At 71.7% G+C, this 17,895-nt stretch carries 14 protein-coding genes; 5 read left to right on the forward strand and 9 right to left on the reverse strand.

The features are described from left to right. Nucleotides 1–57: 57 nt before the first annotated feature. Nucleotides 58–1,953: a molecular chaperone HtpG gene (gene htpG / locus ACWEN0_RS41205; protein ID WP_451985944.1), complete on the reverse strand. Its 1,896-nt coding sequence runs from the start codon at nucleotides 1,951–1,953 to the stop codon at nucleotides 58–60. Nucleotides 1,954–2,114: 161 nt separating this feature from the next. On the opposite strand from htpG, the gene ACWEN0_RS41210 reads away from it, so the two are divergent. From ACWEN0_RS41210 to ACWEN0_RS41220, 3 genes are all read left to right on the forward strand, one after another. After that, entirely contained in the window at nucleotides 2,115–3,053 is a 939-nt protein-coding gene (locus ACWEN0_RS41210; RefSeq protein WP_451985946.1) for an alpha/beta hydrolase family esterase, read from the forward strand. A 64-nt stretch (nucleotides 3,054–3,117) separates the two neighbouring features. Then, the gene (locus ACWEN0_RS41215; RefSeq protein ID WP_451985948.1) at nucleotides 3,118–3,579 is read left to right on the forward strand and encodes an HNH endonuclease; all 462 of its coding nucleotides are present in this window, start codon (nucleotides 3,118–3,120) and stop codon (nucleotides 3,577–3,579) included. Nucleotides 3,580–3,694: 115 nt separating this feature from the next. Further along, a complete protein-coding gene (locus ACWEN0_RS41220; protein WP_451985950.1) occupies nucleotides 3,695–5,047 on the forward strand; it encodes a protein kinase domain-containing protein in 1,353 nt (450 codons plus the stop codon). Here ACWEN0_RS41220 and ACWEN0_RS41225 read toward each other — a convergent pair. Then, nucleotides 5,044–5,928, reverse strand: a complete 885-nt coding sequence (locus tag ACWEN0_RS41225; protein ID WP_451985952.1) for a LysR family transcriptional regulator — start codon at nucleotides 5,926–5,928, stop codon at nucleotides 5,044–5,046. The two genes, ACWEN0_RS41220 and ACWEN0_RS41225, sit on opposite strands and share 4 nt — an antisense overlap. Nucleotides 5,929–5,999: 71 nt before the next feature. Between ACWEN0_RS41225 and ACWEN0_RS41230 the strand changes: the two genes are divergently transcribed. Further along, nucleotides 6,000–6,917: a DMT family transporter gene (locus ACWEN0_RS41230; RefSeq protein WP_451985954.1), complete on the forward strand. Its 918-nt coding sequence runs from the start codon at nucleotides 6,000–6,002 to the stop codon at nucleotides 6,915–6,917. Here ACWEN0_RS41230 and ACWEN0_RS41235 read toward each other — a convergent pair. The 7 genes from ACWEN0_RS41235 to ACWEN0_RS41265 are packed head-to-tail and all read right to left on the reverse strand — an operon-like array spanning nucleotide 6,823 to nucleotide 16,940. Next, entirely contained in the window at nucleotides 6,823–8,649 is a 1,827-nt protein-coding gene (locus ACWEN0_RS41235) for an exo-alpha-sialidase (protein ID WP_451985956.1), read from the reverse strand. The genes ACWEN0_RS41230 and ACWEN0_RS41235 overlap by 95 nt on opposite strands. Before the next feature lie 2 nt (nucleotides 8,650–8,651). Continuing rightward, entirely contained in the window at nucleotides 8,652–10,613 is a 1,962-nt protein-coding gene (locus ACWEN0_RS41240) for a beta-galactosidase (RefSeq protein ID WP_451985958.1), read from the reverse strand. Further along, entirely contained in the window at nucleotides 10,613–11,536 is a 924-nt protein-coding gene (locus ACWEN0_RS41245; RefSeq protein ID WP_451985960.1) for a dihydrodipicolinate synthase family protein, read from the reverse strand. The genes ACWEN0_RS41240 and ACWEN0_RS41245 overlap by 1 nt, the downstream gene beginning before the upstream one ends. Next, nucleotides 11,536–12,474, reverse strand: a complete 939-nt coding sequence (locus tag ACWEN0_RS41250; protein WP_451985962.1) for an oligopeptide/dipeptide ABC transporter ATP-binding protein — start codon at nucleotides 12,472–12,474, stop codon at nucleotides 11,536–11,538. The genes ACWEN0_RS41245 and ACWEN0_RS41250 overlap by 1 nt, the downstream gene beginning before the upstream one ends. Further along, complete coding sequence (locus ACWEN0_RS41255; RefSeq protein ID WP_451985964.1) at nucleotides 12,471–14,375, reverse strand: dipeptide/oligopeptide/nickel ABC transporter permease/ATP-binding protein; 1,905 nt, start codon at nucleotides 14,373–14,375, stop codon at nucleotides 12,471–12,473. Before ACWEN0_RS41255 ends, ACWEN0_RS41250 begins: the two co-directional genes overlap by 4 nt. Next, nucleotides 14,372–15,331: an ABC transporter permease gene (locus tag ACWEN0_RS41260; RefSeq protein ID WP_451985966.1), complete on the reverse strand. Its 960-nt coding sequence runs from the start codon at nucleotides 15,329–15,331 to the stop codon at nucleotides 14,372–14,374. The genes ACWEN0_RS41255 and ACWEN0_RS41260 overlap by 4 nt, the downstream gene beginning before the upstream one ends. Before the next feature lie 13 nt (nucleotides 15,332–15,344). Then, on the reverse strand, nucleotides 15,345–16,940 hold the full coding sequence (locus ACWEN0_RS41265) for an ABC transporter substrate-binding protein (RefSeq protein ID WP_451985968.1): 1,596 nt from the start codon (nucleotides 16,938–16,940) through the stop codon (nucleotides 15,345–15,347). Nucleotides 16,941–17,080: 140 nt separating this feature from the next. Between ACWEN0_RS41265 and ACWEN0_RS41270 the strand changes: the two genes are divergently transcribed. Then, nucleotides 17,081–17,806, forward strand: a complete 726-nt coding sequence (locus tag ACWEN0_RS41270) for a FadR/GntR family transcriptional regulator (RefSeq protein WP_451985970.1) — start codon at nucleotides 17,081–17,083, stop codon at nucleotides 17,804–17,806. Nucleotides 17,807–17,895 lie beyond the last annotated feature (89 nt).

Genomic DNA, 17,895 nt, shown 5'->3' on the forward strand with positions numbered 1-17,895 from the left:
TTGTGTGGGGGGGGGGGTAGCCCCCCCCCCACCACTCACGACGAGCCGCGGCAGAACTCAGAGGGTCTTCTCCAGGCGGCTCGCCAGCAGCTTGATGAAGCGGGCCGGGTCGCCCAGCTCGCCGCCTTCGGCGAGCAGGGCCATCCCGTAGAGCAGTTCGGCCGTCTCGGCGAGCCCGGCGTCGTCCGGGCGCGCCGCGTGGGCCTCGCGCAGGCCGGTGACCAGCGCGTGCTCCGGGTTCAGCTCGAGGATGCGCTTGATCGGCGGCAGCTCCTGCCCCATCGCGCGGTACATCTTCTCGAGCGTCGGGGTCAGGTCGTGGGTGTCCCCGACGATGCACGCCGGCGACGTCGTCAGCCGCGACGAGAGCCGGACCTCCTTGACGTCCTCGCCCAGCGCCGTGCCCATCCAGCCCAGCAGGCCTTCGAAGTCCTTCTTCTGCTGCTCACGCGCGACCTCGGTGGCCTTCTTGTCCTCGTCCGACTCGAGGTCGACCTGGCCCTTGGCGATCGACTGGAACTGCTTCCCGTCGAAGCCCGGCACCGCGTCGACCCACATCTCGTCGATCGGGTCGGTCAGCACCAGCACCTCGTAGCCCTTGGCCCGGAACGCCTCCATGTGCGGGGAGTTCTCGATGGCCGGGCGCGACTCGCCGGTCATGAAGTAGATGTGCTCCTGGCCGTCCTTCATCCGCTCGACGTACTCGCGCAGCGAAGTCGGCTTCTCCGCGTCGTGCGTCGAGGAGAACGACGAGATCTCCAGGATGGCTTCGCGGTTCTCGAAGTCGTCGAGCAGGCCTTCCTTGACCGCGCGGCCGAACTCGCGCCAGAACGTCGCGTACTTCTCGGCGTCGGCGGTCATCATCGACTTCACCGTCGAGAGGACCTTCTTCACCAGGCGACGGCGGATCAGCTGGATCTGCCTGTCCTGCTGCAGGATCTCGCGCGAGACGTTCAGCGAGAGGTCCTGGGCGTCGACGACGCCCTTGACGAACCGCAGGTACTCCGGCACCAGCGATTCGCAGTCGTCCATGATGAAGACGCGCTTGACGTACAGCTGCACGCCGCGCTTGCGCTCCCGCAGGAACAAGTCCATCGGGGCCTGCGACGGCAGGAACAGCAGGGCCTGGTACTCGAACGTCCCCTCGGCGTTGAGCCGGATCGTCTCCAGGGGGTTCTGCCAGTCGTGGCTGACGTGCTTGTAGAACTCGTGGTACTCGTCCTCGGTGACCTCGCTCGACGAGCGCGCCCAGAGCGCCTTCATCGAGTTGACCGTCTCGGGCTCGGCGTCTTCGCCTTCGCCCTTCATCCGGATGGGCCAGGTGATGAAGTCGGAGTACTTCTTGACGATCTCCCGGATCTTCGCCGGGGACGTGTAGTCGTAGAGGTGGTCCTCGGCGTCTTCCGGCTTGAGGTGCAGGGTCACCGTGGTGCCCTGCGGCGCGTCTTCGACCTCCTGGATCGTGTACGTGCCTTCGCCGGTCGACTCCCAGCGGACGCCTTCGGCGGTGCCGGCCTTCCGGGTCACGAGGGTGACCTTGTCGGCGACCATGAAGCTCGAGTAGAAGCCGACGCCGAACTGGCCGATGAGGTCCTGCGACGCCGCTGCGTCCTTGGCTTCCCTCAGCTTGGTCAGGAACTCCGCGGTGCCGGACTTGGCGATCGTGCCGATGAGGGCGACGACGTCCTCGCGGCTCATGCCGATGCCGTTGTCCCGGACCGTGAGGGTCCGCTCGGCCGGGTCCGTTTCGAGCGTGATGTGCAGATCGGTGGTGTCCGCGCCGAGGTCCTTGTCGCGGTACGACTCCAGCCGGAGCTTGTCGAGGGCGTCGGAGGCGTTGGACACGAGCTCCCGCAGGAAGGTGTCCTTGTTCGAGTAGATCGAATGGATCATCAGCTGCAGCAGCTGACGCGCTTCCGACTGGAACTCCAGCGTCTCGATCGGGGTGGTCACTTCCGTTCCTTTCGGTGCAACGGCCGAGGTGGGCCGATCCTACCGACGGGGTCCGACAACCCCGGCCGTCACCCGGTCGCGCACTTTATGAACGCAATCTGGCAGGCCCGGTCGAGCGGGGTGATGCTGGCCACGCCCCGCTGCCGATCAAGGAGGATCGAGTGCCCGGACGCCTTCCCCGGTGGGCCGCCGCGTTCGCCGCGGCCTGTGCCCTGACCACCGCCTTCGCCGCTCCCGCCGCCGCGGCGGGCGTCGTCGACCACCCCGTCCGCACCACCGGCTGCGGCCGCGCCGCGCCGGTCCCGGCCGGGGTGACGACCACGCGGCACGTCGTCTCGGGCGGCCTCGACCGCGAGTACACGGTGCACCTGCCGGCGCACTACGACCCACGGCGGGCGTACCCGCTGCTGCTGTCGTTCCACGGCCACAAGCGCACGTCGCAGTACCAGGAGGAGCTGTCCGGCTTCTCGGCACTGGACGCGATCTCCGTCTACCCGCAGGGCCTGGTCGGCACCGACGGCGAGACGGCGTGGACCGGCGCGCCCTATTCGGCGTCGGCCGACGACGTGCTGTTCACCAGCGACCTGCTCACCTCGCTGCAGCGCACGCTGTGCGTCGACGTCGACCGCATCTTCGCGGCCGGGAAGTCCAACGGCGGCGGGTTCGTCGGCGTGCTGGCGTGCCGCCTGGCCGGCCGGATCGCGGCGTTCGCCCCGGTGTCGGGCGCGTTCTACCCGCAGGGCGGCGCCTGCGCTCCGAGCCGGGACGTCCCGGTCCTCGACTTCCACGGCACCGCCGACACGACGATCCCCTACACCGGCAACCCGGCCAAGGGCCTGCCCGCCATCCCCGACTGGCTCGCCGCGTGGTCCACAAGGGACGGTTGCCTCCCGAAACCCGTGACGTGGACGCCGGTTTCCGGCGTGCTCGCCCAGAAGTGGCTCGGCTGCGACCACCACGGCGCCCTCGAGCACTACCGCGTCGAAGGGGCCGGGCACGTCTGGCCCAGCACGCAGCCGAACAACGACTCGGCCACCCCGGCCGTCATCGACGCGACCCCGGTGATCTGGCGGTTCTTCCGCGCGCATCCGCTGCGCTGAAACACGATTGACGCACCGCTTTCCTCTCGGCGACGATTTTCGCCGAGAGGAAAGAAGGTGTGTTGTGAAGGTACTCGTCCTGAACGCCGGTTACGAGCCGCTGCAGACCGTGTCGGTTCCGCACGCGATCCGGATGCTCGTGCGGCACGTCGCCGAGATCCACGAGGCCGAGGACGGTCTCGCCTACGGCCTGTTCCCGCGCCCGAAGATCGTGCGGTTGCTGCGTTATGTCGTCATGAAGTGGCGATATACGCAGCCGCCGCGCTGGTCCCGCCGCGGGGTGCTGACCCGCGACGGCCACCGCTGCGCGTACTGCGGCCGCCGCGCGACGACGATCGACCACGTGACGCCGCTGAGCCGCGGTGGCGCGCGGACGTCGTGGCTCAACACGGTCGCCGCGTGCGGTGGCACGTCCCGCAGCTGCAACGCCCGCAAGGCGGACAAGCTCCCGGCCGAGGCCGGGATGACGCTGCGGTTCACGCCGTACGTGCCGACGTGGGACCAGCTGCACGTGCCCGCCGCGTGACGCGCGGCCTGCCCCCGGGCAGGCCGCGCCCGTCGGCGTGCCGGGGCCGGGGTCGTTAAGCTCGAACCGATCGTCCCCCGCATCCGTGTGTTCCGGGGAAGGCCGGGAGGTCGTCGTGACCGACGCAGGACAGCTGATCGCCGGGCGCTACCGGCTGGCCGAGCGGGTCGGCCAGGGCGCGATGGGCGTCGTCTGGCGAGCTCGTGACCAGCGGCTCGACCGGGTCGTCGCCGTGAAGCAGCTGGGCTACGAACCGGCGATCGGCCAGGCCGCCGGCGCCGAGGCCGCCCAGCGCGCCCAGCGGGAGGCCCGGCTGACCGCGCGCCTACGGCACCCGCACGCGATCACGGTCCACGACGTCGTCGAAGAGGACGGCGAGCCGTACCTGGTCATGGAGTACCTGCCGTCGCGGAGCCTGGCCGACCTGCTGCTCGACCGCGAAAGCCTGCCCGCCGACGAGGTCGCGCGCATCGGCGTGCAGGTCGCGTCCGCGCTGGCCGCCGCGCACGCCGAGGGCATCGTGCACCGCGACGTCACCCCCGCCAACGTCCTGATCGGCGACTCCGGGATCGCCAAGATCGCCGACTTCGGCATCTCCCGCGCCACCGGCGAAGGCACGGTGACCGGCGGCGGCTTCATCGCGGGCACGCCCGCCTACCTGTCCCCCGAAGTCGCAAGCGGCCGCGACGCCGGCTTCCCCGCCGACGTGTTTTCCCTCGGCGCCACGCTCTACCGCGCGCTCGAGGGCGTCCCGCCGTTCGGCAACGACGACAACGCGATCGCGTTGCTGCTGCGGGTCGCCCGCGAGAACCCGATCCCGCCGCGGCACCGCGGCCCGCTCGCCGAGGTGCTCGGCCGCCTCCTGCACCGCGACCCGGCCCAGCGCCCGGCGATGGCCGAAGTCCAGGACCTGTTCGAGGCTGTCACCGGCGGCCGGCCGCTGCCGCCGCCCCGCCCGCGGCCCCGCACCGAGACGCGTCTGCTGCGCGTCCGCCGGTCGAGGCGCGGCGTGGTACTGGCCTGCGCCGGCGGCGTGGTGCTGCTGGCGCTGGGGGTGGTGATCGGGACCGCGGTCGTGCCGGACCGCGGCACGCCGGTCGCCGCCGCGCCCGTGACGTCCACGTCGCCACCGCCGGCCCCGTCGACGACCCCCGCCGACCTGGGCTGCGCCGCTCGCTACGAGGTGACGAACTCCTGGCCGGGCGGCTACCAGGTGCAGGTGACGGTCCGCAACGACCGCTCCGCCGACCTCGCGGGCTGGAGCGTCCGCTGGGCCCTGCTGGACGGGCACCACATCACGGGCCTGTGGAACGGCACCTTCACGGTGGAGGGCTCGACGGTGACGGTCGACAACGCGGCCTGGAACGCGAAGCTCGACGCGGGCGGGTCGACGACGTTCGGCTTCATCGCCCTCACCGGCACGGGCGACGCCGCCGGGCGTCCGCAGCTGACCTGCCGGACGGTCTAACCGCCGACGGTCCACTCACCGCCCGCACGCTCCAGCCGGTCCAGCACCGCCCGGATGTCCGGCCGCCGCGCCGTCCCCGGCCGGGTCAGCGCGAACACCCGCCGCGTCAACGGCTCTTCCAACGGGTGCAAGCCGACGTCGAGCGGACCCGGCGGAAGTGCCATCGCCGGGACCAGTGCGACTCCGGCACCCGCGGCCGCCAGCGCCACGAGCACCGCGAAATCCGGGGACTCCGCGACCACCGACGGCACGAACCCCGCCGCGCCGCAGGCTCGTTGGATCATCTCGTAGCACGACAGATCCGACGTCGGGACCAGCCACGGCTGTCCGGCGAAGTCGGCCAGGCGGACCGGCGTTCCGTCCGCCGGGCCGGCCATCGCCAGCAGCACCGGGTCCTCGAGCAGGGCCCGCTCCTCGAACCGGGACGGGACGTCCCGAGGCAGCAGCGAATAGCTGTGCACGACGGCGATGTCGACGTCCTGGCGGCGCAGTGACTCCAGGGCCGTGCCCGGCTCCTGCACCAGCAGGCGCAGCGAGACCGGTCCGCCCCACGCGCGCGGCAGCAGTGCACGTGCCGCGGAAGCGAACGCGGCCACCCGGACCGTCCCCGAGCCGTTCTCGGTCACCTCGGCCAGGGCCGACTCCGCCGCGGCCAGGTCGTCGAGGATGACTTCCGCGTGCGAGACCAGCAGCCGCCCGGCCGGGGTGAACGCCAGGCCCCGGCCCTGCTTCTCCAGCAGCGGGACGCCCGCCTCCCGTTCGAGGGCCGCCAGGTGCTGGGAGACGGCGGGCCCGGTCAGGTGCAGTGCGGCAGCCGTCGCGGCGACGGTCCGGTGCTGGGCGAGGGCGTACAGGACGCGCAGGCGGCGAAGCTCCAACATGAAGTCAGACTTCCTGATCCAAGAAGAAACCGTAACTGGTGCTTACGCAGCATACCGCTGACGATGGACGGGTGAAACTCTTCGCACTCGCCCTCACCGTCGTCCTGTGGGCGGCGGCGTTCCCCGCCATCAAGGTCGGCCTCGACGGCTACGGCGTCGCCGGGCTGTCCTTCGCCCGGCTCGCCGTCGCGTCGGCCGTCCTGCTGCTCGCCGCGCCGATCCTCAAGGTGCGCCTGCCCCGCCGCAGGGACCTGCCCCTGATCGCGGTGTGCGGGCTCGCCGGGATGAGCGCGTACCAGGTGCTGCTCAACTGGGGTGAGGTGCACGTCCCGGCGGGCACCGCGAGCCTGCTCGTCTCGGTGGCGCCGGTGTTCAGCGTCCTGCTCGCCGCGGTGTTCCTCGGCGAGCGGCTGACCGCCACCAAGGTCCTCGGCAGCGCGGTGGCGCTCGGCGGCAGCACGCTCATCGCGGCCGGCAGCGGCCTGGCGTACTCGAGCGCCGCGTGGGTCGTCCTGGCCGCCGCGGCCGTCCAGGGCGTCTACCACTTCTGCAGCAAGCCCCTGCTCAAGCACTACACGGGACTCGAAGTCGCCTGCTACGCCATGTGGGCCGGGACGCTCTTCCTCCTGCCCCTCGCCCCGGAAGCCTTGCGTGGCAGCGAAAACCCGCAGGCGACGATCGCCGTGGTCTTCCTCGGCGTGCTGCCCTCGGCCGCCGGGTTCGTCGCGTGGGGCTGCGCCGTCGCGCGGCACTCGATCGCCGTCGCGACCGGCGCGCTCTACCTCGTGCCCGCGATCGCCCTCGCCGTCGCGTTCGTCTGGCTGGGCGAGGTCCCGACCTGGGTGGACGCCGCCGGCGGCGCGCTCAGCATCGCCGGCGTCGTCCTCATCTCCCTCAGGCGCGGAGCCGGTCGAACGGCAGCCGCAGCACCTGCCCGGCCGGCACCGGCGCGTTCACCCGGCGGATCGCGTCGAGCTCCGGTGCCGTGAGAGCCCGGCGGTAGAACCGGACCTCGTCGAACGAGCCGGTCCAGCGGAACTGGTTGTCCAGCCGCTGGCCCAGCTGCAGCTGGAACGACACCGTCCGGCTGACCGACCCGGCGGCCGCGGCGCCGGAGGCGACCTGGACGCCGTCGACCCACAGCAGCAGCTTCCCGCCGGTGCGTTCCAGGGCGACGTGGTGCCACGCCTGGTCGTCGTACGCCTGGCTCGTGGTGATCGACGCGCTCCCGGCCGCCGTGGTCATCATCGCGATCAGACGGTGGTTCGCGGGCTCGCCGCGCAGCCACAGCTGCGGCGCGGTGGCCCCCATCCCGCCGAGCCAGAACAGGACCTGGTTGCCCTTCGTGGCGCCGTACCGGAACCAGCCCGTCCAGGTCAGGTCGCCGTCGCCCGGCGGCTGCGCGGGGTCGTAGGGCACACGGACGTAGTCGTCGGTGCCGTCCAGGGTCAGCGCGCCGCCGAAGCGTCCGGCGACCGGGGAAGCGCCCCCGAGCACCCGGGCGTCCGCATGCCCCGAAACGTCCGGTGTGGACGGACCCGCGGAGTTGTGCCACCCCAGGGATGACTCGTCGAAACGCGCGAAGCGGATCTCGTCCCGGGCGTCGACGGCGCCGCCTTCGTACACGAGCCCGATCCTCGGGCCGCCGATCTGCACCAGGTCCGAGTACCCGGACCAGTCGGTGGTGAGCTGCGTGCCCTGTTCGGCGTTCTCCCACGTCCGGCCGTTGTCGTAGGACGAGCGGATCATCATCCAGCGGCGCCGGTCGGTGTCGGACGGCGACGAGAACAACAGCCGGTTCCCGACGCGCAGGATCGAGCCCTGCACCATCGGCGTCACCAGGTCGGGGATGGTGGTGAAGGACTTGGTGAACGTCTGGCCACCGTCCCGGCTGAGGGCGTAGTCGCGGTTGCCGATGTCGGTGCCGCCCTGCTCGCGGCCGCCGGCGTAGACCGTGCCGTCGGGCAGCTCCACGACCGTGACTTCGGACGGCTTCTGCGTGTACGTCCCGCCGACCGGGTGCGGATAGCTGTTCACGGCGCCGACGTGCCAGGTCCGGCCGCCGTCGTCGCTGTAGACCAGCCCGGCGTGGTTCTCGACGGAATGCGTCCCGTCGCTGGTCTCCGCGTTGACGCCGAACACCAGCCGTCCCGCGTGGCGGCCGTGCGTCAGCTGGATGCCGTGCACCGGCCCGGACGCGTACCAGGAGTCCCAGTCCGGCAGCTTGGCCTGCGCGCTGATGTCGACCGGCGCGGACCAGGTCAGCCCATCGTCGTCGCTGTACTGAGAGTGCGGGGTGCGCGGGCACGGGACGTCGCACGCCTTGTCGTCGGTGCGCCCCTTGTTGTACGTCGTGATCAGCACGATCCGGCCGGTCCGGCTGTCCACGACGGGCACCGGGTTGCCGTGCGTGTCCCCGCCGCCGCGGTTGACGACCTGCAGCGGCGACCACGTCTTGCCGCCGTCGGCCGAGCGCTTCAGCACGAGGTCGATGTCCCCGGTGTCGCCGCAGTTGTCGATGCGGCCTTCGGCGAAGGCCAGGAGCGTGCCGTGGGTGGACTTCACGATCGCCGGGATCCGGAAGCAGCTGTAGCCGGGATCCTGCGACGCTTTGAACAGCACCTGCTGGTCGAACGGCGGCGCGGCCTGGGCCGGGCCCACGGCGACCAGCGAGCCCGCCAGCAGGGCCACGAGCGCGGCCCCTCTCCCCAGTGTTCTCATTCTCATCCCTTCAGGACGGCGACACCTCGCGGGGCGAGCCGGACGCGCCCGACCGGCCGCGAGGGGTCGGTGAGCAGGTCCGGCGCGGCGTGCGGCAGGTCGACGGTGACCGGCTCGGTGCCGTGGTTGAGCAGGATCAGGTAAGCGCTTTCCCCGCCGTGCCGGACGACGGCCTGCACCCCGGGCGGTGCCTCGATCACGGGCGTCACCCCGGCTTCCGCCGCGATCCGGCCCAGCACCGCACCCAGGTCCGGCCGGGTGCCGACGTACCAGGCGACGCCGTCACCGAACGCGTGCCGGGTGATCGCCGGGCGCATGGCCAGCTCGCCGGCTGCGAAGGAGGCGACCACCTCGGCGCCTTCGGGCTCGATCCACTCGGCCCAGATCGTCCCGGCACCCGTTGTGCCGTCGGTGAAGTCGAGGGCGATGCTCCCGTCGAGCGGCCAGAACTCGTCGACGCGCAGGCCGAGGATGTCCCGCAGCGGCGCGGGGTGCCCGCCGAGGTAGGCGCGGTCGCAGCCGTCGACGATGCCGGAGAAGTACGACACCACCAGGTGCCCGCCACCGGCGACGTACTCGCGCAGGTTGTCGGCCGTCGGCTGCTCCAGCAGGTACAGGTTCGGGACGACGACGAGCCGGTACCCCGAAAGATCCCGTGAAGGGTGGACGACGTCGCACGTGATGTTGGCGTCGAACAGCGGCGCGTAGTGCGCCAAGTGCGTCTCGAGCTGCTCCAGCTCGGCCGGGTGCGAGTCCAGTTCGAGGCCCCACCAGCTCGGCCAGTCGTGCAGGAGCGCGACGTCGGCCCGCACGCGCGTCCCGGCCAGCTCGGGCACGCGCGCCAGTTCCCGGCCGAGCGCGGCCGTCTCGCGGAAGGTGCGGGTGTCGCGGCCGCCGTGCGGGACCATCGCCGAGTGGAACTTCTCCGCGCCGCCGCTGGTCTGCCGCCACTGGAAGAACAGGACCGCGTCGGCGCCCTGGGCGATCGCCTGCCAGCTCCCGAGCCGCATCGCGCCGGGTGGCTTGGGGCTGTTGCGGGTCCGCCAGTTCACCGCGCTCGGCGCCTGCTCCAGCAGCAGCCACGGCCGGTCCTTCGCCGACCGGACGAGGTCGTAGGCGAACGCGGCCTCGACGTGGGCGCGCGGGTCGTACGGGTCCGGGTAGGAGTCGAGGCTGACGACGTCCTCGTGCGGCGTCCAGGTGTGCCAGTCGAGGGCTTTCTGCACCAGGCCGGCGAAGTTGGTCGTGAGCGGGACGTCCGGTGTGATCCGCCGCAGCACCTCCTGCTCGGTCCGGAAGCAGCCGAGCGCGGCGTCGGAGGAGAACCGGTGGAAGTCGAGCTGCTGAGCGGGGTTCGGGAACGTCGGCGCGACGCGCGGCGGCAGGATCTCGTCCCACGCGGAGTAGTGCTGGGCCCAGAACGTCGTCGTCCACGCGGCGTTGAGCGCCTCGATCGTCCCGTAACGCTCTCGCAGCCAACGGCGGAAGTCCGCGGCGGACTCGTCGCAGTAGCACGCGCGGATGTGGCAGCCGAACTCGTTGCCGACGTGCCACATCGCCAGGGCCGGATGACCCGCGTAGCGCGTCGCCAGCTCCGTGACGAGCCGTGCGGCGTGCGCGCGGTAGACGGGGCTGGACGGGCAGAACTGCTGCCGCGCCCCGGGCGAGAGCCGGACGCCGTCGGCGCGCACCGGGAGGATCTCCGGGTGGGCGCGGGACAGCCACGGCGGCGGTGACGCGGTCATCGTCGCCAGGCACACCTGCACGCCCGCTCCGGCGAGGCCGGCCATGACGTCGTCGAACCAGCCGAAGTCCCACTCCCCCGGCTCCGGTTCGACGCCGGCCCACGAGTAGATCCCGGCCGTCACCATCGTGACGCCCGCTTCGGCCATCAGCTCCAGGTCTTCCCGGCGGACCTCTTCGGGCCAGTGCTCGGGGTTGTAGTCGGCGCCGTAGCGGATCATCAGAGCAGGCCCGCTTCCGCGAGCTTTTCCTTGATCCGCAACAGCTCCTCGTCGTCGAGGGGCAGCTGCGGCGGCGCCATGACAGCGTTGTCGATGAACCCGCGCAGCTTCATCGCGGCCTTGAACGCGCCGAGCCCGGCCGACCCGCGGCCCATCCGGCTCGGCGGCGCGACGGCCGTGATCGAGAACAGCTTCATCAGGCGTTCCTGCTCGCGGCGCGCCGCGGCGAGGTTGCCGGACTTGAAGTGGTCGTGGATCAGCACGTACCCGACGGGGTCGACGTTGCCGAGGCCCGGGACCGCGCCGTCGGCCCCCATCGCCAGGGCCGCGTCCACGACCAGCTCGGAGCCGGTGAACACGGCGAAGGAGTCCAGGCCGCGGTCGCGCTTGCCGAGCAGGACGGCGCGGAAGGACGCCTCGTCGCCGCTGGAGTCCTTCAGCGCGGCGAGGACGCCGTCGGCGGCGAGGTCGAGCACCATCGGCCCGTCGAGCTTCGTGTGGACCGCCACGGGGATGTCGTAGGCGACGATCGGCAGCGACGTGCGCTCGTGCAGCAGCCGGAAGTGCCGGTCGACCTCGGCCACGTGCGTCCGGGTGTAGTACGGCGCGGTGACGACGACCGCGTCGGCCCCGGCCGCTTCGGCGGCCTTGACGTGCTCGGCGACCCGCAGCGTCGTCATGTCGATACAGCCGGCGAGCACCGGGACGCGCCCGGCGACCTGGTCGACCGTCGTTTCGACGACGACCCGGCGCTGCGCGTCGGGCAGGAAGGCGACCTCGCTCGAGGAGCCCAGGACGAAGACACCGTGCACGCCGGCGTCGAGCTGGAACTCGACGTGGCGCCGCAGCGAGTCGGTGTCCACGCTGAAGTCGTCGTTCAACGGCGTGCACAGCGGCGGGACGATTCCGGCGAACTTCGGCATCAGGTGCTCACTCCGGTAGGCAGATCTGGGTGGATGCAGCGGTAGGTGTGCCCGCCCTCGGCCGCGGCGAGCGGCGGCAGCTCCGCCGCGCACTCGCCGGTGGCCTTCGGGCAGCGGGTGCGGAACGGGCACCCGCTCGGCGGGTGGGTCGCCGAGGGCACCGGGCCGGCGAGCACGATCGGCTCGACCGGGTGGAGCAGGCTGGGTGTCGCGGAGAACAAGGCCCGCGTGTAGGGGTGACGGGCCTGCGCCCCCACCGGGGCTTCTTCGACGATCCGGCCCAGGTACATCGTGACGATCCGGTCGCTCATCTTGGCCACGGTCTGGATGTCGTGGGACACGAAGACCATCGCCAGGTCCAGCTGTTCGCGCAGGTCGAGCAGCAGGTTGAGGATCTGGGCGCGGACCGAGACGTCGAGGGCGGACGTCGGCTCGTCGGCGACCAGCAAGGCGGGGCGCAGGGCCAGGGCGCGGGCGATGGCGACGCGCTGGCGCTGCCCGCCCGACAGCTGGCCGGGCACCGCGTCGGCGACGCTGTCCGGGAGGCCGACCAGGGACATCAGCTCCCGGACACGCTCGTCGCGCTCGGTCGGCGTCCCGGCCCGGTGGACGTCGAGGGGGTCGCGGATGATCTTGGCGACGGCCAGCCGCCGGTTGAGCGCGGTCGAGGGGTCCTGGAAGACCATGCCGACCTCGCGCCCGGACGTCCGGGGCTTCCCGCGGAACCGGACGCCGCCCGCGGTCGGCCGCTGCAGGCCGACGATCACCTTCGCCAGGGTGGACTTGCCGCAGCCGGACTCGCCGACGACGCCGATCGTCTCGCCCGGGTTCACCACGAGGTGGGCGTCGGTGAGGGCGTGGACGTGGTCGTGGCCGAACAGCCCGCGGCCGCGGACCTTGTGGACGACGTGGACGCCGTCGACCTCCAGGAGGTTCACGCCGTCGCCTCCTTCTCGCGGGCGATGTCGACCGCCGGGAAGTGGCAGGCGACGAGGTGGTCGACCGGCTCGCCGAAGCGGACCGGGGGTTCGTCGTGGCACTTCGCGCGGGCCGCCGGGCAGCGGCCGGCGAAGCGGCAGCCGGCCGGGAACTCGGCCGGGGCCGGGACGACCCCCTTGATCTGCGTCAGCCGGGCCTCGTTCTCCTCCAGCGACAGCACGGCGCTGAGCAGGCCGCGCGTGTAGTGGTGCCGCGGCGAGCCGACCACCTCGGCGGTGGTGCCCAGCTCCGCGACCTGGCCGCCGTACATGACGACGACGCGGTCGGCGAGCTCGGACACCAGGGCGAGGTCGTGCGAGACGAGGACGAGCGCGAAGCCGAGCTCTTCCTGCAGCCGCAGCAGCAGCGCCATGATCTGCGCCTGCACGGTGACGTCGAGGGCGGTCGTGGGCTCGTCGGCGACGATCAGCTTCGGGTCGCGCGAGAGCGCCATGGCGATCAGCACGCGCTGGCGCTGGCCGCCGGACAGCTCGTGCGGGTACGCCCGCAGCGTCCGTTCCGGATCGAGGTTGACCAGGTCCAGCAGTTCGGCCGGGGTGCGGGTGCCGCCGCGGCGGCAGAACTGCTTGAGCTGCGCCCGGATGGTCATCGCCGGGTTGAGGGAGCTCAGCGCGTCCTGGTAGATCATCGCGATGTCGTGGCCGAGGTGCCGGCGGCGCTCGCCGGGCTTGAGCGCGAGCAGGTCTCGCTGCGCGAACCGGATCTGGCCGGACACCCGGGCGCCCGCCGGCTGCAGGCCGAGGATCGACAGGGCGGTGAGGGTCTTGCCGCAGCCGGACTCGCCGATCAGGCCGAGGACCTCCCCGGCCCGGACGCTGAAGGACACGCCGTCCACGACGTCGACGCCCTCGTGGCGGCCGGGGAACGCGATCCGGAGCCGGTCGACCTCCAGGACCGGGTCGCGGTGGTCCAGGGATCGCGCGGTGCGGGCCAGCCGCTCCCCCGCCTCCCGCAGGCCGGCGATCGGCAGGACGGGCGCGGTGTCGGCGTCGTCGCGGGCTTCGACGGCCTTGGCGACCTCGGCCGCCTTGACCGCGCGGGCCGAGGGCGCGGCCCAGGCGTCGGAGATCCGCTCGGACAGGATGTTGAGCGCCAGCACGGTGCTCAGGATCAGCAGGCCGGGGAACAGCGTCGCCCACCAGCCGCCGGTCAGCACCAGGTCCTTGCCGTCGGCGAGTACCGAGCCCCACGACGGGTCCGGCGGCTGGATGCCGGCGCCGATGAACGACAGCGAGGCCTCGAAGACGATCGCGTCGGCCACCGTGACCGTGCAGTAGACCAGCACCGGGGCGGCGCAGTTGATCGCGACGTGCCGGGTCAGCACGAAGAACCGGCGGGCGCCGATGACGCGTTCGGCCGCGACGTAGTCCTCGCCGTACTGCGCCAGGACGTTCGCCCGGATCACCCGGGCCACCGGCGGCGTGTTGAGGAACCCGATGGCCAGGACCAGCACGAGGATCCCGTGCCCGAACACCGCGACGAGCACCGCGGCCAGTGCGATGCCGGGGAACGCCATGACGACGTCGAGGACGCGCATGATCACCGCGTCCACCCGGCGGTGCGACGTCGCGGCGAACGCCCCGATCACCGCTCCCGACACGAGCGCGAGCGCCACCGCCCCCAGGCCGATGGCGAGCGACCAGCGCGTGCCGGCGACGAGCCGGGAGAAGATGTCGCGGCCGGACTGGTCGGTGCCGAACCAGTGCGCGGCGCTCGGACCGCCGGTGTCGGTGCTCAGCGCGTCCGGGTTGTGCGTGGCCAAGAGCGTGCCGAGCACGGCGACCAGCACCAGGACGCCGAGGAGCGCGAGGGCGGGCCACGACCCGCGCAGGCGCTTCACGCGTGGCTCCGCAGGCGCGGGTTCGCGATCAGGTACAGGACGTCGACGATCAGGTTGACCAGCACGAACCCGATCGCGATCGTGATCACGAAGCCCTGCACCTTGGCGGTGTCGCCGTCCTTGACGGCCTGGATCATGTTCTGCCCCATCCCCGGCAGCGCGAACATCGTCTCGATGACGACCGCGCCGCCCAGCAGGTAGCCGACCCGCAGGCCGAGCACGGTCAGCGGGGTGACCAGCGCGTTGCGCAGCACGTTGCGCCCGACCACGACCACCGGCGGCAGCCCGCCGCCGCGCGCGGTGCGGACGTAGTCCTTGTCCAGCTCTTCGACCATCGACGTCCGGATCACTCGGGTCAGCTGCGCCGCCACCGGCAGTGCGAGGGAGATCGCGGGCAGCGTCAGCGAGTTCAGCCAGCCGCCGAAGGAGTCGGCCGGGCTGACGTACCCGCTGGTCGGGAACAGGCCCCGGCCGACGGCCAGCCACTGGACCAGCAGCAGCGCCACCCAGAACGCCGGCGCGGCGACCCCGGCCAGGGTGACCACGCGGATCGCCTTGTCCGGCCAGCGGTCGCGGAACAGCGCGGACGTCACGCCGAGCACCAGCGAGGACACGAGCGCGATGACCAGCCCGAGCAGGGTCAGCTGCACGGTGAGCGGCAGCGCGGTCGCGATGGTCTCGCCGACCGGCTGCTTGGTGATCACGCTGGTGCCCCAGTCGCCCTGGACCAGGTGCCAGACGAAGTGGACGTACTGCAGCGGCAGCGGGTCCAGCAGCCCGTTCTCCAGCCGGAACTGCTGCAGCTGCTCGGCGGTCGCGTTCGCGCCGTCGAACGCGGCGAGCGCCGGGTCGGTGGGCGCGAACCGCATCACGACGAACACGAACAGGATGACGCCGAGCAGCAGCGGGATCAGGGCGAGGACGCGGCTGAGCAGCATCCGCACGACGACGGCCACGGGTGTTCTCCTCCTAGACCGGCTTGGCCTGGTTCAGGTAGATGCCCGGGTAGCCCTGGGCGTGCACGCCGGTGATCGCCTTCGGGTCCCAGGCCGTGCCGAGCTGGGTGAAGACGACCGGGTAGATGACGGCCTGCTCGGAGATCCGGTCGAGCAGCTGCTTGGTGAGCGAGCTCCGCTTGGCCTCGTCGGTCTCGGCCGCGGCCTGGTCCTGCAACGCGAGCAGCGCCTGGGCGTCCGGGCCGGTCCAGCGTGCGTACTTGCTCGTGAGGATCGACTTGGCGTCGTAGTAGTAGCGGATCATCAGGTCGGGGTCGTTGCCGAACTGCAGCGGGTTGTTGGTCGTGGCGACGACCTGGAAGTCGTGGCTGGCGTCGAGTTTCGAGAACAGCGCCTTGGTGTCCTGGGAGTCCAAAGTGGTCTGGACGCCGATCGCGTCCCAGCCCTCCTTGATCACCTTGACGCAGTCGGCGACCAGCGAGGTGTTCGTCGTCGACAGCGTCACCTCGAGGGTGCCGACGCCGGCTTGCTGCAGCAGCTGCTTCGCCTTTTCGGGGTTGTAGGCGAAGTCCTGCGACGCGGGCTGCGAGGACGGCAGCTTCGGGTTGATGAACGACGTGCCGGGCGAGCCGGCGCCCTTCAGGCCGATCTCGACCATCTTCTGCTTGTCGATGGCGTAGTGCAGCGCCTGCCGGACCAGGTTCCTGTCGAACGGCGCGTGCGCGGTGTTGAAGAGCAGGAAGAGGTTGTTGCCGCCGTCGGCGAACTCGACCGTGCGGCCGGCTTTGCGGAGCTGGTCGGCGTTGGCGGCCGGGATGTTCTCGGCGATCTGCGCGTCCGGGTTCGCCCCGGAGATGGCGGCGACGCGCGGCGCGGAGTCCACGATGGACTTCCACAGCATCTTGTCGTAGGCCGCCGGGCGCGGGCCGGTGTAGCCGGCGAACTTCTCGAAGCTCGTGTGGCTCAGCGGTGCCTGTTCGACGACCTTGTACGGGCCGGAACCGACGACCTTGCCGGCCGCGGCGTCGGCCCACTTGCCCTCGAAGACGTGCTTCGGGACGATCTTGCAGCACTGGATGCGCCGCAGCGCGTACGGGAAGGGGAACTTGAGGACGAACTCGACCGAGCGGTCGCCGGTCTTGCGGACCTCCTTGAGCCAGGTGGAGAAGAAGCTGTGGACCAGCACGTTCTCCTGGTCGTCCAGCGCCCTGGCGTAGGTGAAGACGACGTCGTCGGCGGTCACGGGCTGCCCGTCGTGCCACTTGGCGCCGTCTCGGAGGTCGAACTTCAGGCTCGTGCCGGTCGCGTCGGGCAGCGCTTTCGCCAGGCCCGGGAACGGCGCGCGGGTGATCGGATCACCCTCCACGAGGGACTCGTAGCAGTGCAGGATCGCCGCCATCGAGAACGCGGACGCGGTCTGCAGCGGGTCCCACGACTGGTTGTTGCCGTAGCCGACGACGGCGGTCAGCGAGCCCGCCGAGCTGCCGGTCTTGTTGGTGGACGCGGGCCCGCCGCAGGCGGCGAGCACGGTGGGGAACGCCACGGCCGCCCCGGCGAAGGTGGTGTAGCGCAGCAACTGGCGGCGGCTGAGCGACGGGCTCTGGGACATCGCTGTCTCCGGGGGCTCGAACGGTAGGACGTGGGACGTCCTATGACCGGCGTGAGCCTAGGATGCGTTCGCGTGCCGGTCAACCCTTCTGGACGTATGACGTAGGATGTCCTCTCACGACGCATCCGGGGAGGACAGCAGTGGCCCGTCCGCAGCGCAGCGAAGAGATCACCAAGCGCATCATCGACCTGATCGTCGAGCGGGAGCTCCCGCCGGGCGCGCCCATGCCCACCGAGCTCAGCCTGATGGAGGACATCGGCGTCAGCCGCAACTCCATCCGCGAGGCGATCAAGGCCCTCCAGGCCCTCGGCATCGTCGAGATCCGCCACGGCTACGGCACGTTCGTCGGGTCCGCCGGGTCCGAGTCGCTGCAGACGTGGCTGCTGTTCCGCACCCGCGCCCGCGGCGCCACCGACGTCGGGCGGCTGCGCGACCTCCTGGAGGTGCGGGAGATGCTCGAGACCGAGCTGACCCGCCGCGTCGCCACCGACCACCGGCCCGAGCTGGTCGAGGACCTGCAGGCCTGCGTCGCACGGATGAAGCGCAAGGGCCCCGACGCGGCGGACGCCGACCGCGAGTTCCACGACCTCATCTGCGCCGAGGCCGGGTTCGACCTCGCCCGCGAGCTGACCGGGTTGTTCTGGGACGTCTACCAGATCGCCGAAAGCGAGCTGGGCGGGCCGGCCGGTTCCCCGACGGCCACCGCGAAGCGGCACCAGGCCATCGTCGACGCGCTCCTGCTGCGCGACGCCGACGCCGCCGCCGAAGCCGTGCACCGGCACTTCGACGAGGTCCGCAAGCGGGCGAAAGCCGGGCCGTACGGCGGTTTCGGCGTCGCGCGCCCGGTTCCGGCCGCCCGGTCCTGACTGTCCGTCGTTCGCCCGGTCAGGGTAGTTCGACTGGGCCGTGGAGTCCACTTTGGACGTCTCGATGGATCCCGGCGGCGGGCGGGGGC

The organism is Amycolatopsis sp. NPDC004378 (genome assembly GCF_053602455.1).